This window comes from Rhodococcus sp. ABRD24, from assembly GCF_004328705.1.
Classification (GTDB): Bacteria; Actinomycetota; Actinomycetes; order Mycobacteriales; family Mycobacteriaceae; genus Prescottella.
The window spans coordinates 718,326-733,136 of the sequence record NZ_CP035319.1 but is presented as its reverse complement, the minus strand read 5'-3'; the positions used below and the strand labels follow the sequence as shown (position 1 = coordinate 733,136).

At 66.5% G+C, this 14,811-nt stretch carries 11 protein-coding genes; 6 read left to right on the top strand and 5 right to left on the bottom strand.

The genetic code is table 11. From position 1 onward, the window contains the following. The first annotated feature begins 77 nt into the window (after positions 1-77). Genes ERC79_RS03215 through ERC79_RS03205 form a run of 3 tightly spaced genes read left to right on the top strand, consistent with a single transcriptional unit; the run spans position 78 to position 6,119 of the window. Complete coding sequence (locus ERC79_RS03215; RefSeq protein ID WP_131575682.1) at positions 78-4,940, top strand: NAD-glutamate dehydrogenase; 4,863 nt, start codon at positions 78-80, stop codon at positions 4,938-4,940. A gap of 29 nt (positions 4,941-4,969) precedes the next feature. Further along, positions 4,970-5,440: a thioesterase family protein gene (locus ERC79_RS03210; protein ID WP_131580677.1), complete on the top strand. Its 471-nt coding sequence runs from the start codon at positions 4,970-4,972 to the stop codon at positions 5,438-5,440. After that, the gene (locus ERC79_RS03205; protein WP_131575680.1) at positions 5,433-6,119 is read left to right on the top strand and encodes a hypothetical protein; all 687 of its coding nucleotides are present in this window, start codon (positions 5,433-5,435) and stop codon (positions 6,117-6,119) included. The genes ERC79_RS03210 and ERC79_RS03205 overlap by 8 nt, the downstream gene beginning before the upstream one ends. Here the strand turns inward: ERC79_RS03205 and ERC79_RS03200 are convergent. From ERC79_RS03200 to ERC79_RS03185, 4 genes are all read right to left on the bottom strand, one after another. Continuing rightward, on the bottom strand, positions 6,116-6,739 hold the full coding sequence (locus tag ERC79_RS03200; protein WP_131575678.1) for a TetR/AcrR family transcriptional regulator: 624 nt from the start codon (positions 6,737-6,739) through the stop codon (positions 6,116-6,118). The two genes, ERC79_RS03205 and ERC79_RS03200, sit on opposite strands and share 4 nt — an antisense overlap. Next, on the bottom strand, positions 6,736-7,974 hold the full coding sequence (locus ERC79_RS03195) for a cytochrome P450 (protein WP_131575676.1): 1,239 nt from the start codon (positions 7,972-7,974) through the stop codon (positions 6,736-6,738). The genes ERC79_RS03200 and ERC79_RS03195 overlap by 4 nt, the downstream gene beginning before the upstream one ends. Positions 7,975-8,352: 378 nt before the next feature. Further along, a complete protein-coding gene (locus ERC79_RS03190; RefSeq protein WP_131575674.1) occupies positions 8,353-9,975 on the bottom strand; it encodes a glycoside hydrolase family 13 protein in 1,623 nt (540 codons plus the stop codon). A 57-nt stretch (positions 9,976-10,032) separates the two neighbouring features. Continuing rightward, positions 10,033-10,428 (bottom strand): globin, encoded by a 396-nt coding sequence (locus tag ERC79_RS03185; RefSeq protein WP_131575672.1) that lies wholly within the window; start codon positions 10,426-10,428, stop codon positions 10,033-10,035. Positions 10,429-10,607: 179 nt separating this feature from the next. Here ERC79_RS03185 and ERC79_RS03180 point away from each other — a divergent pair, with 179 nt between their 5' ends. The 3 genes from ERC79_RS03180 to ERC79_RS03170 all read left to right on the top strand — a co-directional run bounded on the left by ERC79_RS03180 (position 10,608) and on the right by ERC79_RS03170 (position 12,054). Then, positions 10,608-11,273 carry an HNH endonuclease gene (locus tag ERC79_RS03180; protein ID WP_131575670.1) on the top strand — a complete coding sequence of 222 codons (666 nt, stop codon included), beginning with the start codon at positions 10,608-10,610 and terminating at the stop codon, positions 11,271-11,273. Positions 11,274-11,336: 63 nt separating this feature from the next. After that, complete coding sequence (locus ERC79_RS03175) at positions 11,337-11,588, top strand: hypothetical protein (protein ID WP_131575668.1); 252 nt, start codon at positions 11,337-11,339, stop codon at positions 11,586-11,588. Continuing rightward, positions 11,575-12,054: a DUF5130 domain-containing protein gene (locus tag ERC79_RS03170; protein ID WP_131575666.1), complete on the top strand. Its 480-nt coding sequence runs from the start codon at positions 11,575-11,577 to the stop codon at positions 12,052-12,054. Before ERC79_RS03175 ends, ERC79_RS03170 begins: the two co-directional genes overlap by 14 nt. Positions 12,055-12,143: 89 nt before the next feature. Here ERC79_RS03170 and pepN read toward each other — a convergent pair whose 3' ends face one another. Beyond that, positions 12,144-14,726, bottom strand: a complete 2,583-nt coding sequence (pepN, locus tag ERC79_RS03165) for an aminopeptidase N (protein WP_131575664.1) — start codon at positions 14,724-14,726, stop codon at positions 12,144-12,146. Between the last annotated feature and the right edge of the window lie 85 nt (positions 14,727-14,811).

Here is a 14,811-nt window from a genome sequence, read left to right as displayed (position 1 = left end):
CAACCTGCTCGGGGTCACCGCGTTAGGCTCGCCAGTGAGTCACCCGCGGTGACCTCGTACAGGGACGGAGCGTCGTGATGACGGAGTATGCCGATACCGGCCGGTCTCGAGAACTGCCTGCGGAGTTGCGGGCGTGTCTCCCCGACCTGGCAGTCGCCTACTTCCGTCACACGTCCGCTGGCGAGTCCGACAGTGTCCTGAACGGTCGTTCGGATGCGATCTTGCGCGAGCACGTCCTGCTCGCCCTGCACCGCAAGCCACGCCAGGCCGCTACCCGTGTCCATCGCCCGGCGGACGGTACCGGGCTCGGTGCAGCCCTGCAGATCGTGACCGACGACATGCCACTGCTCGTCGAGTCCGTCACGGCGCTTATCGGACGGCTCGAGGCGTCGATCAGCGAAGTGGTACACCCGATCCTCGTGGTGCGGCGTGACGCCGCCGGTGAGCTGACCGCGATCCTGCCGACCGCTTCCGCTCAGGAGCTTCCACCCGACGGGCTCGCGGAGTCGTGGATGTACGTGCAGTTGCATCCATCGACTGAGGATGCGGTACTCGACTCTCTCGAAGCGGCTATCGGCGATGTTCTCTCCGACGTGGGCCAGGTGGTGGCCGACACCGAATCGATGCGCGCATTGCAGTTGGTGCTCGCCACCGAACTCGACGTCCGTGCCGGCAATCCGCCGCCGGGGCGCTCGGCGGACGAGCTGACGGATTGCGCGAACCTGCTTCGCTGGCTTGCGGAGGGCCACTACGCGGTCCTGGGGTACCGCCGATACGAGAGTGGCGAGCGAGACCAGCGTTCGGTTCCGGACAGCGGCCTGGGCGTGCTGCGTTCGGACAGCTTCGCTGACGAGAGAGTCAATCTCCCTCTTGCAGCGGATATTCCGGATCGTCCGCTGTTGGTGCTGACGCAGGGCTCGGCTCCAGCGACGGTGCATCGTTCGGTCTACCCGTACTACGTCGGCGTCAGCATCATCGCCGACGACGGAACGATCGTCGGTGAGCACCGTTTCCTCGGAGTCTTCACGGTGACCGCTATGCACGAGAACGTGCTCGAGATCCCGGTGATCGCGCGGCGGGTGCGGACCGCAATCGAGCGCGCCGGATTCGACCTCGGGTCGTTCTCGGGTCAGGCGATGCTCGAAGTGGTCCAATCGTTTCCACGCACCGAACTGTTCTCGATCGACACTGACACGCTGCTCGAAACGATCACCGCGGTGCTCAACATCGGTCTGCGTCGTCAGGTCCGGTTGTTCATGCGCGAGGACGGCTTCGGGCGGTTCGTCTCGTGCCTCGTCTATCTCCCGCGTGATCGCTACACGACGCGAGTACGGTTGGCGATGCAGCAGATCCTGCTCGACGAACTCGGCGGCGGGTCGCTCGAGTACACCGCGCGGGTCACCGAAGGCGATCTGGCGATGCTGCACGTGACGATCCGCAAGCCTGCCGGGCGACCGCACGCGCTGGTGGACACGTCGGAACAGAACCGGCTGCGGATTCAAAGGCTTCTCGCCGCGGCCAGTCGCTCCTGGGACGATCATTTCGCGGACGCTGTTGCTGACAATCGGTCGGTGGACCCCGTTCTCGCGCAGCAGTATGCGGCGACACTTCCGGAGAGCTACAAGGAAGACTTCGACGCCGAGCGGGCGATCTCCGATATCGGCCGACTCGATTCCCTGCGGGCCGATTCGATCGACCTGAGGCTCTACCATGACAGTGCTGCGCCGGAAGGACAGTGGCAGTTCGCGCTCTACTTCGCAGGCGAGGGCATTTCGCTTTCCCATGTTCTCCCGGTGTTGCACAGCCTGGGGGTGGAGGTCCTCGACGAACGACCGTACCTGATCGTGCGTCCCGACGGAATGCATTGCTGGATATATGATTTCGGTCTTTCTCTGCCGATCGATCTGCTGCGGGATTCGGTCGAGGAGCTAGGTGATGGCGGTCCGGCGGAGTTGCTGCGGGAGCGTTTCACCGGGGCGTTCACTGCGATCTGGCACGGGCGTTGTGAGGCGGACCGATTCAACGAGCTGGTGCTGCGCGCCGGCCTCGACTGGCGTCGAATCTCCGTCCTGCGCGCCTACGTGAAGTACCTGCGCCAGGCGGGATTCACCTATAGCCAGATGCACATCGAGTCGGTGGTGCTGGCTCATCCGGGGATCGCGCGGCGGCTGATCGGGTTGTTCGACGCATTGTTCGACCCCGACGCCGCGTCACCCGTGCAGCCGGACGCGCTCGAGCGCGAGTTGGAGGCGGCGATCGGCGAGGTCGTCAGTCTTGACGTCGATCGCATCCTGCGCGCGCTTTTCGGGTTGGTCCAGGCGACCTTGCGCACCAACCACTTCGTACGGGGCGAGGATGGTGCGCCCCGAGACTTCGTGTCCCTGAAGTTCGATCCGGGGCGAATCTCGGAGCTACCGAAGCCTCGGCCCCGATTCGAGGTGTTCGTGTACTCGCCGGACGTAGAGGGTGTCCACCTGCGCTTCGGTCCGGTCGCGCGCGGCGGCCTTCGCTGGTCGGACCGGCGTGACGACTTCCGCACCGAGATCCTCGGCCTCGCCAAGGCTCAGGCGGTCAAGAATGCGGTGATCGTGCCGGTCGGGGCGAAGGGTGGGTTCGTCGTCAAGCGACCCGTCACGCCGACGGGAGATCCGAGTGCCGCCCGTCAGGCCGTGCGGGCTCAGGGCGAGGCCTGCTATCGGGCGTTCATCTCGGGTCTGCTCGACGTGACCGACAACGTCGACCGTGCGAGTGGTGCTGTCGTGCCGCCGCAGCGGGTGGTTCGACGGGACGAGGACGATACGTACCTCGTGGTCGCGGCCGACAAGGGGACGGCCACATTCTCCGACATTGCGAACGATGTCGCGGCCGGTTACGGCTTCTGGCTCGGCGACGCGTTCGCGTCCGGGGGCTCGGCCGGATACGACCACAAGGAGATGGCGATCACAGCGCGAGGCGCGTGGGAGAGCGTCAAACGCCACTTCCGGGAGCTTGAAATCGATGTTGCTGCAGACGATTTCACGGTCGTCGGAATTGGCGACATGAGTGGTGACGTGTTCGGTAACGGGATGCTGCTGAGCGAACACATCCGGCTTGTTGCCGCCTTTGACCACCGGCATATCTTCCTCGATCCTGATCCGGACGCGGCACGCTCGTTCGTCGAGCGGCGGCGGATGTTCGCGCTGCCCCGCTCGTCGTGGGCGGACTACGATCCCGCGCTCATCAGTGCGGGCGGAGGTGTGTACGAGCGGACGGCGAAGTCGGTGCCGATCAGTCCACAGGTGCGCGCGGCACTCGGACTCGGAGACGACGTGCCTGAGATGTCCCCGCCCGACCTGGTCAGGGCCATCCTGCAGGCGCCCGTCGACCTGCTGTGGAACGGCGGCATCGGTACCTACGTCAAGGCATCGTCCGAATCCGATGCCGCAGTGGGCGACAAGAGCAACGACGCCGTGCGCGTCCGCGGAGCCGACCTGCGGGTTCGGGTGGTCGGCGAGGGCGGCAATCTAGGTGTCACCCAACTGGGTCGGATCGAGTACGCCCTGCACGGTGGCAAGATCAACACCGACGCGATCGACAACTCGGCCGGTGTCGATTGCTCAGACCACGAGGTCAACATCAAGATTCTGCTCGACTCGTTGGTCAGCAACGGGGCGCTGGCGCTGGAGGATCGTGATCCGCTGCTCGAGTCGATGACCGACGACGTGGCGAGGTTGGTGTTGGCGCACAACGTCGCCCAGAACGACCAGTTGGGGATGTCGCGAGCGAGCGCATCGCAGATGCTCGGTGTGCACCGGCGTCTGATCGCGATGCTGATTTCGCGTCACGGCCTCGACCGGGCGCTCGAGGCGCTGCCGACAGAGGCGGAGTTCAACCGCCGGGCCCAGGCAGGCGGCGGACTGACGTCGCCGGAGTTGGCGACGGTGATGGCACACGTCAAGCTGGCGTTCGAGCAGGATCTACTCGGGACGGATCTGCCTGATACCGAGTTCTTTGCGTCCCGGCTGCCTGACTACTTTCCGCTCCCACTGCGGGAGCGGTTCACGCCCGCCATTCGCGCGCATCCGCTGCGGCGTGAGATCGTCGCGACGGTGCTTGCGAACGAGGCGATCGACAACGGCGGCATCACCTACGCCTATCGGCTCGCGGAGGATGCGGGTGCGTCGAGCACCGACGCGATCCGTGCCTACGCTGCGGTGACAGAGATCTTCGGGTTGCATGCCGTATGGGAGCGGGTGCGCACCGCCGACATCTCGTCGGATGTCTCGGATGCGTTGATGCTCCAGTCTCGCCGCGTACTCGACCGGGCGTCGCGCTGGTTCCTGTCGAATCGGCCGCAGCCCATCGCGGTCGGCGCTGAGATCAGCCGGTACTCAACGGAGTACCGGCGGCTGGCACCTCAGGTCCCAGGTTGGTTGCGTGGTCACCATGTGACGGATCTCGAGACCCGTTCGTGGTCAGCCATTGTCGACGGTGCGCCGAAGGAACTGGCTTTCGAGGTGTACCGGCTGCTGGACCTGTTCTGCTTGCTCGACATCATCGACATCGCGGACATCTGCGAGCGTGAGGGCGAAGAGGTGGCCGAGCTCTACTACGCGCTGGACGCGCATCTGGGCATCGACTGGTTGCTCACGGCAGTGTCCGATCTGGCGCGCGGCGACCGCTGGCACTCGCTGGCCCGGCTCGCGCTGCGGGATGATCTGTACGGATCGCTGCGTTCGCTCACACTCGAGGTGCTCGTCGGCGGCGAACCGAGTGAGTCGCCGCAGGAGAAGATCGACTACTGGGAGTCGACCAACGCGTCGCGGCTGGCCCGGGCGAGGTCCGCGCTCGCCGAGATCTTCGAGTCTGGAACGCTGGACCTTGCGACGCTCTCGGTGGCGGCGCGTCAGGTTCGGAGCATGGTGCGGGGAGTGGGCACCCGATCGGAGGTTGGGCGTTGAATGGGTCGCAGGAAATGGCTTCGCGGGAAATGACTTTGAAGGTCTCGGAGGAAGCGGTGTCCAGCCGTGCGGTCATCGACCCACGGGCGGGGTTCCACACGAAGGTGGTCGTGCGCTGGTCTGACATGGACGCGTTTCAGCACATCAACCATGCACGGATGGTGACGCTCCTCGAGGAGGCGCGCATCCCGTGGCTGTTCGAGGATGCAGCTCCCACCGTCACCCTGCGGGACGGCGCGGTGATCGTCGATCTGCACGTGCGCTACCGCGGCCAGTTGCGGCACGAGGACAGCCCGCTGGACGTGCTGATGTGGGTTGAACAGGTTCGCGCCGTCGACTTCACCATTGCGTACGAGGTACGTCCGGGTGGAGCGTCCGCGGCATCGGCGCCCGCAATCGTCGCGTCGACGCAGATCGCGGCGTTCGACATCGACACCCAGCGGCTGCGTCGCCTCACTGCCCCAGAGCGCGAGTTCCTGGAGCGCTGGAAGCATGGATGAGCGTGTTCTGACCATGCCGGACCCCGCCGAGCGGGCGAATCTGGCGACGTTCGTCGCACAGGCGGTACGGCTCGACGTGGCCGCGGTGATCCGACTGCGCCGACGCTCCGACGGCCACATCGGGGCTTGGGCGGCAACGGGATTCGACGCTCTCGCGATGCGCGTCGTAGCCGGACGGCTGCGCCCGGACGATCTCACGGCAGCGGGTGACGCGCTGCTACGCGCGCTGTCCGAACCGGGATCCGGTTCGGAGATCGATCCGGGATTCGCGATGGACTCCGCCTGGCGTGGCGCATTGCCACCGGAGTCCGGATTCGGGCACGTCGACGACGTGCCGGCGCGGGTGCTGATCGGGCTGGCTCGGCAGGGCGCGGCACTGGCGAAGGAGCACGGCAGCGCTCAAGGGCCGCCGACGTCGTTGCTCGAGCAGAAGGTGCTCGATGTCGAGGGCGGCGGCACCGAGGTGGCTGTGTCTATGCGGACTGTGTTCGCTCTTGCCGGAATGGGATTCGTGCCACTCGCCGACGGCGGTGCCGCAACGGCCGACATCGATCTCGACCGGATCGCTGAGGACGAGCTGGTGCGGGTGCGGGCCGGCGGATCCTGGCTCCGGCTCGACGCCCGGTTCGGATCGGTCTACAGTCGCCGCGGCGGCTCGATCCCGCTGTTCACGGTCTAATCCAGCTGTTCACGGTGTTGCGCGCCAGGTGGGACCAACACCGGCACCACGAACTGTTCGATGGACGCCCGCTCTTCGTCGGCGTCGGCTCCTGGCACGGTCAGTAGTGAGACGATGATCCGCACCAACCACCTTGCGCGGCGGGAGGTCTCGGCATCCTCGCTGTTCCATATGTCCGCGAGGAAGGCGGCGCCGAGGACCTCGATCACCTCGGAGGTGCTCGCCAGTTCTGAGGCGAGGCCTGCGTCACCGAGCCCGAACCAGGCCGCCAGCGTCGGCGTCGCCCGCACCTCGCCGACCGCCATCATCACGGCTTCCGTGATCCGTACGCGGGGGTCGGCGATCGGAGCGACGGTGAGCGCGATCTGTTCGCCGAGCCGCCGAGCCTCCCGGTGTACGAAGGCGCGATGCAGCGCGCGGCGGTTCTCGAAGTAGCGGTACAGAGTTGCGCGTGAGCAGCCCGCGGCCGCCGCGACTTCCGACATGCCGGTGGTCGCGACGCCTCGTTCGACGAACAGCTCCGCGGCTGCGTCGAGGATCTTCTCGGCGGCGACCTCGATCCGCTCGTCGCGCAGCCACGATCCGGAAGTCCCGGAAGTCCCGGAAGTCCCGGAAGTCACTGCGCGTCGGCCCGGAACGGGATGTGGGTGGGGCGCCGGACGTAGTTGCCGGCGGCATAGACGACACCGTCGATGTCCACGTCGAAGTCGGGGCAGCGGGCGAGGAGTTCCTCGAGCGCGACCCGGGCTTGCATGCGGGCCGCGGCGGCGCCGAGGCAATGGTGGGCGCCGTTGCTGAAGGTCATGATCTGCTTCGGCTGGCGGAGTACGTCGAGCTCTTCGGAATCGGAACCGTACATTCGGGGATCGCGGTTGGCGGACCCGTACACAAGCAGCACTTTGCGCCCGGCGGGAATCGTCACCTCATCGATGGTGACGTCCCGCGTGGTGGTGCGGGCCAGACCCTGGACCGGCGACGTGAGGCGCAGCAGTTCCTCGAGTGCGCCCGGGATCAGCGCAGGGTCGGCGAGTAGCAGGTCGCGCTGGTCGCGGCGCTGCGTCAGCAATTGGACGGCGCCGCCGAGCATTCCTGTGGTGGTGTCGTTGCCGCCGGTGACCATAGTGAATGCGAATCCGAGGATCGACAGGATGCCCGCGATGTCGCCGTCGGCGCCCAGTCCCGCTGCGACGAGGTGCGAGATGGTGTCGTCGCCCCGGACACCAGCCTCGTGCTCGGCCCGGCGGCGGTCGATGAGTCCACCGAAGTATCCCATCAGGTCGCCGACCGCGGCGGCGGCCTCCAGCGGGTCACCATTGGCATTGGCCGCGACGATTGCCTCGGTCCAGCCGTCGAACTGGCCGCGGTCCTCGGCCGGAACCCCCAGGTAGTGGGCGACGACCATGCTCGGTAGGGGCTTGAACAGTTCCGTGACGATGTCGCCTCCGCCCGCCGCCCGCAACCCTTCGATGCGCTCGACGACGAACCTGCGCACCTCGGGTTCGACGGACGCGACCTGACGTGGTGTGAAGCCGCGCGCTACCAGACGGCGGAACTCGGTGTGTACGGGAGGATCGAGCATCACCAGCGGCGGGTTGTCCCGCAATCCGATCTTGTCGAGCTCTCCGTAGGTCATGGTGAGTCCTTCCGCGGAGGAGAAGGTCTCGTGGTCACGGGCAGCGTTGTAGACGTCTTCATGCCGGGTGAGAACCCAGTAGTCGTCGGCGGGAGACTCGGCCGGAACCACGTTGTGGACGGGGGAGTGGTCACGGAGTGCCGCATACATGCTCCACGGGTCCCGCCACGACTCACCCGAGCGGGGGACGTAGGCGGCACCCTCAGACATTGTCGGTCTCATGCCTTGACAGTGAGACACATCACTGATTTTGTCAATGGTGGTTGTCGAGACGAAACGGCGGTTGCCCAGACGATCAGAACAGGATGGGTGAACTCCGCCGACCGCGCCGCCATATCGAGCAGTTCGGCCGCCGAGGCAACGGCACCACATGCTTCGCAAGGTCCCAAAGAATGCTCCGGTCGACCATGGCGGGACGGAACCAGGCGTCGATCACCACCTTCGTGACCGGACGCTTGCTCGGCCAGCTCGCACGAGGTCGGTACGAGACGAGCTCCCCGCTCAGGGTTCATCGCCTTGCGGGCCACTGCGCTTGCGGGCCACTGCGTCAGCCGTTCCCTGTGACAGATGACCTTCCCGCTCAGCGGGAAGGTAGCCGAATCAGACCAGCCAGGCGGCTGAATCGGGCGGTAGCAGGCCGCCGAGCAGCGGGGCGCTGGTGAGAAGCACGGTGCCGGGAGGCAGGCGGATCGGTTCGTCCGTGGCGTTCAGCGCACAGATCAGTCCGCCCCGGCGGCGGAACGCGAAGCATCCGGGCGGGCTTCCGTACCAGTCGATCTCGGCCCCAGAGAACTCCGGCCGTGTCGAACGCAGTTCGAGCGCCGCACGATACAACGACAGGGTCGAGGAGACGTCTTCGAGCTGGGTCTCGACGGTCAGCGCCGCCCACTCCGGTGGGATTGGCAGCCACGTGGCGGGTGTGGTCGAGAATCCGAACGGAGGACGGTCGCCCTCCCACGGGACCGGGACCCGGCAGCCGTCGCGCCCGCGCTCGGTGTGGCCGGACCGCTCCCATACCGGATCCTGCAGCACCTCGTCGGGCAGCTCGGCGTTGGGTAAACCGAGTTCGGCGCCGTTGTAGATGAATGATGCACCAGGCAGCGCCAACTCGACGAGGGCCATCGCCCGGGCTCGTGCGAGTCCGCGCACGCCACTGCCGTAGCGAGTGACCTCGCGGTCGATATCGTGATTGGACAGTGTCCACGTGGGGGTGCCGCCGACGCGGGCGACCGCGTCCAGCGAGTTCTCTATCGCGGCGCGGACCGAATCTGCGTCGAACCGGGTCTCGGCCAGTCGGAAGTTGAAGCCCAGGTGGAGCTCATCTGGGCGGATGTACTCGCCGAATCGCTCGTTGTCGCGCACCCAGATCTCGCCCACAGCCATGGTGCCCGGGTACTCGTTCATGATCTTGCGGATGCCGCGGTGGATTGCGTGTACGCCGGGATTGTTGAAGCGTGGATCGTTGTCACCGCTGCCGAGCAGCTCAGTGTCACCACTGCTGAGCAGCTTGTTGGTGTCCCAGTCGTGGTCGGGCAGGCCGTCGGGTTTGGCCATACCGTGTGCGACGTCGATGCGGAAGCCGTCGACGCCCCGGTCCAACCAGAACCGCAGGGTCTGTTCGAGATCGGCGAACACCTCCGGGTTGTCCCAGTTCAGGTCCGGCTGCTCGCGCGCGAAGATATGTAGGTACCACTGGCCCGGAGTGCCGTCGGGCTCGGTCACTCTGGTCCACGCCCGGCCGCCGAACACGCTCGGCCAGTTGTTGGGCGGCTCGGAGCCGCCGGGACCGCGGCCATCCCGGAAGATGTACCGCTCGCGCGCCGCGCTGCCGGGCCCTGCCGCGAGTGCCTCCCGGAACCACGGGTGCTCATTGCTGGTGTGATTGGGAACCAGATCCATCGTGACCCGAATCCCGCGATCGTGCGCCTCGGCGATCAGCTGGTCCATCGTCGCGAGGTTGCCGAACAGCGGATCGATGTCGCGGGGGTCGGAGACGTCGTAGCCGTGGTCTGCCATGGGAGAGCGCATGACCGGGTTGAGCCAGATCGCGTCGACCCCGAGTAGTTCGAGATAGCCGAGCCGGTCCAGTACGCCGCCCAGGTCGCCCACCCCGTCGCCGCTACTGTCGGAGAACGACCGCGGATACACCTGGTAGAAGACCGCGTCGGCCCACCACGCGTCCTGCCGGAGGCCTGCCGTCGACTCGTTCTCGCCCGTGGTCACAGCAACACATAGTGCCAAACATCGGCAGTGCTCACGACCGTTGTCCGGCAGTGGCCGCTAGACCGGCGCGTTGACCATCGATGCGGCTGCCGTGTTCATGTAGTCGATGAGGGCGCGGCGGTGCGGCTCATCGAGTGTCTGCTCGTCGATCGAGGCGATCGCCACGTGCATGCACCGCAGCCACGCGTCCCGCTCGATCGGGCCGATCCGGAACGGATTGTGGCGCATCCTCAGGCGCGGATGGCCGCGTTCTTCGGAGTAGGTGCGCGGGCCGCCCCAGTACTGTTCGAGGAACATCCGCATGCGGCGCTCCGCCGGGCCGAGGTCCTCCTCCGGGTACAGCGGACGGACTACCTCGTCCTTGGCCACTTCCTCGTAGAACCGCGCGGTCAGCCGGCGGAACGTTTCGGCCCCGCCGACCGCTTCGTAGAAGGTTTGCTGCGTATCAGTCATGTCACGGTCCATTGTGCCCGTACTCGCGGGAAGGGCACGCCAGGCCCGTCCGTGTGGCGTGTGTAGCACCGGATATTCACCGTTTGTCCCGCATTTTTTCCGCGAAATGGGTGTGCGAGACCGGATCATCCGTGTTCCACTGGGGTCAGTCATCGCGGAGGTCGCAGGAAGCAGGGCGAATGGGACAGCGACATGGCGCGCGAGCGCATCGACAACTCGTGCCCGCTGATGCCCGGGGAGACCGGGCGTCGGGGGCTTTTCCGCTGCAGGTGATACCCGAGCCCCCGTATCCGGGGCTCAGGTTGTCGGACCGCGGCACGCCGACCACCTGGAACAAACGTCGGGTGTTACTGCTGAACGCCACTTTCGAACCACTCACCGCGCTTCCCGCGCGTCGCGCTGTGGTGCTGATGGTGTGCGACAAGGCCGACGCCGTTCACGAGGACCCACTCGGACCGGTCGTCCATTCCGAGGGTTGTTCGCTCCAGGTGCCGTCCGTGATCCGGCTTCGAAACTACGTTCGGGTGCCGTACCGCGCCAAGGTCCCGATGACCCGGGCCGCGCTGATGTATCGCGATCGATTCCGCTGCGGATATTGCGGCGACAAGGCGGAAACCGTCGACCACGTCGTTCCCCGCAGTCGCGGTGGCGGTCACTCGTGGGAGAACTGTGTTGCCTCCTGCGCGCCCTGCAACCATCTCAAGGCAGACAAACTTCTTGCCGAACTGGGCTGGACGCTACGGACTGCGCTGGTGCCACCGTCCGGGCCGCACTGGCGATTGCTCGCAACAACCACCGAGGTGCATCCGACGTGGCTTCCGTATCTGGGCGAAGGCGCGGCCTGATACCCGAGCCGCGATTCGGCCCCGACGCTTCCATTTCGGCACGACTCGGCTACGGTTTGCCTCGTGAGCATTCTCGAGACCTCGCTGATTTTCGGAGGGATTCCCGTACTGGTGATCGCGATCATCGGTGGACTCTCCTTCATGGGCAAGAAGCTGCCCGGAACCGTGCCGCCCGAGTTCCATCTCGGCGAGAAGTGGACGCATAAGCCGGTCCTCTGGAGCGCCGTCGACGAGGTGACCACTCATGGTCACCACGCAGGGCATGTAGCGGCACCCGCAGACCTGATCGGAGGTTCGGCAAGTGGCAAGTGGTGACGTTCTCCAGACCTCGTCGGTAGCACCGGCGGATCTGCCGGTGGGCACCGTCGTGACGACGAGCGGGCGGATCTCCGGCCTGCACCGCATCGGTGAGCCGTTCGAGGATCAGCTTCCCTTCACCACGGACGAGTTGGTGAGCCTCGACGACGCGCTCACCGACGCGACCCGCGCGACCAAGGTGCGGTTCAACGTCTACGTCGGCGACTTGGGCCAGAACCCGGCGGAGGGTGCCGACGCGCTGTTCCCGAAAACCCCGGAGGCCGCGCGATCGATCCTCATCGCTGTGTCCCCGAACCAGCGCGCAATCGAGATCCGCGGTGGTCGTGATGTCGCGAACCGCGTCACCGACCGCGTGACGCAGCTCGGCGTCACCGCGGCTGTCGCGTCCTTCGGTGAGGGCGACCTCATCGACGGGCTCGTCTCCGCGCTACGCGTCATGAGCGCCGCGATCACCCCGCGATAGTCCCGAAGTTCTCGCTCCACCCGACGACCCGATGTCACACGTTCAGTCTCACTGAACGAATGTGACATCGGGTCGTCTGTGTACGGGGGTCAGGTGGCGTCGAACGCCCGAGCCTTCAGCGAGCGCACGATGCCGGCCTTGCCTTCAACGACAAGTCGGCGCAAGGCGGGCGGATGCTCGCCCGCGAGGAAGGCGTCCGCCGCGGCCACCGACTGCTCGGTGATGGACCACGACGGGTACAGCCCGACGACGACGGTCTGCGCGACCTCGCTGGACCGCCGCTCCCATACCGCGGGGATCTCGGCGAAGTAGCGGGCGACGTACGGCTCGAGCAGTGCGGACTGCCCGGGTGCGACGATGCCGCCGATGATGGCGCGGGCGGTGATGTTCGGGACGGTGTCGTCGTCGAACACCGTCGTCCACGCCTGTTCCTTGACCGCGGCCTGCGGCCGAGCGGCCGCCGCAGATCCCGCCTGACGGGCGCCCGCTGCGGTGGGATCACGTTTCGCCTCAGCGTCGATGAACGGGGTCTCGGGGCCGTCGGCGTCCACCTCGCCTGCCGCCGCCAGCGCATGGACGATCCGCCAGCGCAGGTCGGTGTCCACGAGCAGCCCGGACAGGCCCAGCTTCGCGGGATCGCCGTCGAGCAACTCCTGCAGGACTTCGCTGTGCCACGCGGACAGCTGTGATCCCGTGAGCGCGTTGACGAATGCGAGTTGGTGGTCCGAGCCGGGCTCGGCCTCGCGCGCCAGCTCGAGCAGCCGGTCTGCAAACGCCGGCCAGCCATAGGTGTCGGCCCAGCCCGGATCGGCGTAGCTGCCCAGCGCTGTCTGCGCCTGCAGCAGGATCCGCTGTACGACGCCCACCTCGGTCTCGGCGCCGATTCCGCGCTGGACGAGGCTCACGAAGTCGCGTGCCCGCATCTCTGCCTGCCGGGTCATTTCCCACGCCGCCGACCACGCGAGAGTGCGGGGGAGCGGTTCGGCGATGTCGCCGATCCGCCCGACGAGTGTGTCGAGCGAATCGCGGTCCAGCCGGAGCGAGCAGTATGTGAGGTCGTCGTCGTTGACCAGGATCAGCTTGCCGCGCGGCACCCCGACCAGTTCGGGCACATCGGTACTCGTGCCTTCGATATCGAGCTCGACGCGGTGGGTGCGGATCAGTTTGCCGGTGGCCGGGTCGTCGTCGTAGACGCCCACGGCGAGGCGGTGCACGCGGGTCTCGCCGGCACCGGGCTCGGCGCCCTCCTGCAGCACCGCGAAGCGGGAGAACGTGCCGTCGGGCTCGATCTGGAAGTCCGGGCGCAGGATGTTCAGGCCCGTGGTTTTGAGCCACTGGGTGCCCCAGCCGGACAGGTCGCGGCCCGACGCCTTCTCCAGTGCCCGGAGCAGGTCGTCGAACGTCGCATTGCCGAACGCATGCTCGGCGAAGTAGGCGCGCAGACCGGACATGAATGGTTCGACGCCCACGTACGCGACCAGTTGCTTGAGCACGCTCGCGCCCTTGGCGTATGTGATGCCGTCGAAGTTCACCTCGACGGCTGCGAGATCCGGGATGTCCGCGGCGATCGGATGCGTCGACGGCAACTGGTCCTGCCGGTATGCCCACGACTTCTCGACGTTCGCGAACGTCGTCCATGCGTTGGTGTACTCGGTGGCCTCGGTCTGGCACAGCACGGACGCGAACGTCGCGAACGACTCGTTGAGCCACAGGTCGTCCCACCAGCGCATCGTGACGAGGTCGCCGAACCACATGTGTGCCATCTCGTGCAGCACCGTCTCGGCTCGCCGCTCGTACGAGTAACGCGTCACCTTGGACCGGAACACGTAGTCCTCGAGGAAAGTGACCGCGCCCGCGTTCTCCATTGCGCCCGCGTTGAACTCCGGCACGAACAGCTGGTCGTACTTGCCGAAGGCATAAGGGATCCCGAAGTTGCGGTGGTAGAAGCCGAAGCCCTGCTTGGTCTCGGTGAAGAGCCGCTCGGCGTCCATGTACTCGGCGAGCGAGGCTCGGCAGAAGATACCGAGGGGGATGTGCCCGTGCTCGTCGGAGTAGCTGTCCGACCACTGCGCGTACGGTCCGGCGATCAGCGCTACCAAGTACGTGCTCATCCGCGGGGTGGTGCGGAAGACGTGCCGGCCCGGCGTGGCCACGAGGGTCTGCACGGTCTCGGCATTGGAGACCACCGTCCAGTCCTCCGGCGCGGTGACCGTGATGTTGAAGGTGGCCTTGAGGTCCGGCTGGTCGAAGCACGCGAACATTCGCTTGGCGTCGGCCGTCTCGAACTGCGAGTACAGGTACACGGCGTCGTCCGTCGGATCGACGAACCGGTGCAGTCCCTCACCGGTGTTGGTGTAGAGGCAGTCGGCGTCTACGACCAGTTCGTTTGTTTCGGCCAGGCCGTCGAGCGCGATCCCGGTGGCTTCGTCGTACGACGCCAGGTCGACAGGCGTGCCGTTGAGCACCGCGGAATGCACTGTGGCGGCGATGATGTCGATGAAGGTCGAGGCTCCCGCCGTCGCTGCGAACGTGACGGTGGTGCGGGAGCGGAAGGTGCTCTCGCCCGGCCGACCTGAGCCGTCGGTGAGGTCGAGTTCGATGTGATAGTTGTCGACGGTCAGCAGCGCCGAGCGCTCGGCGGCCTGTTCGCGGGTCAGATTCGGTGGGGCCACGAAGATCTCCTCATCACGGATGGACAATCAACTCGCCTGTTATCCCACCACGCACCACCCTCTTCCCGCGATTTGCGCACCTGTC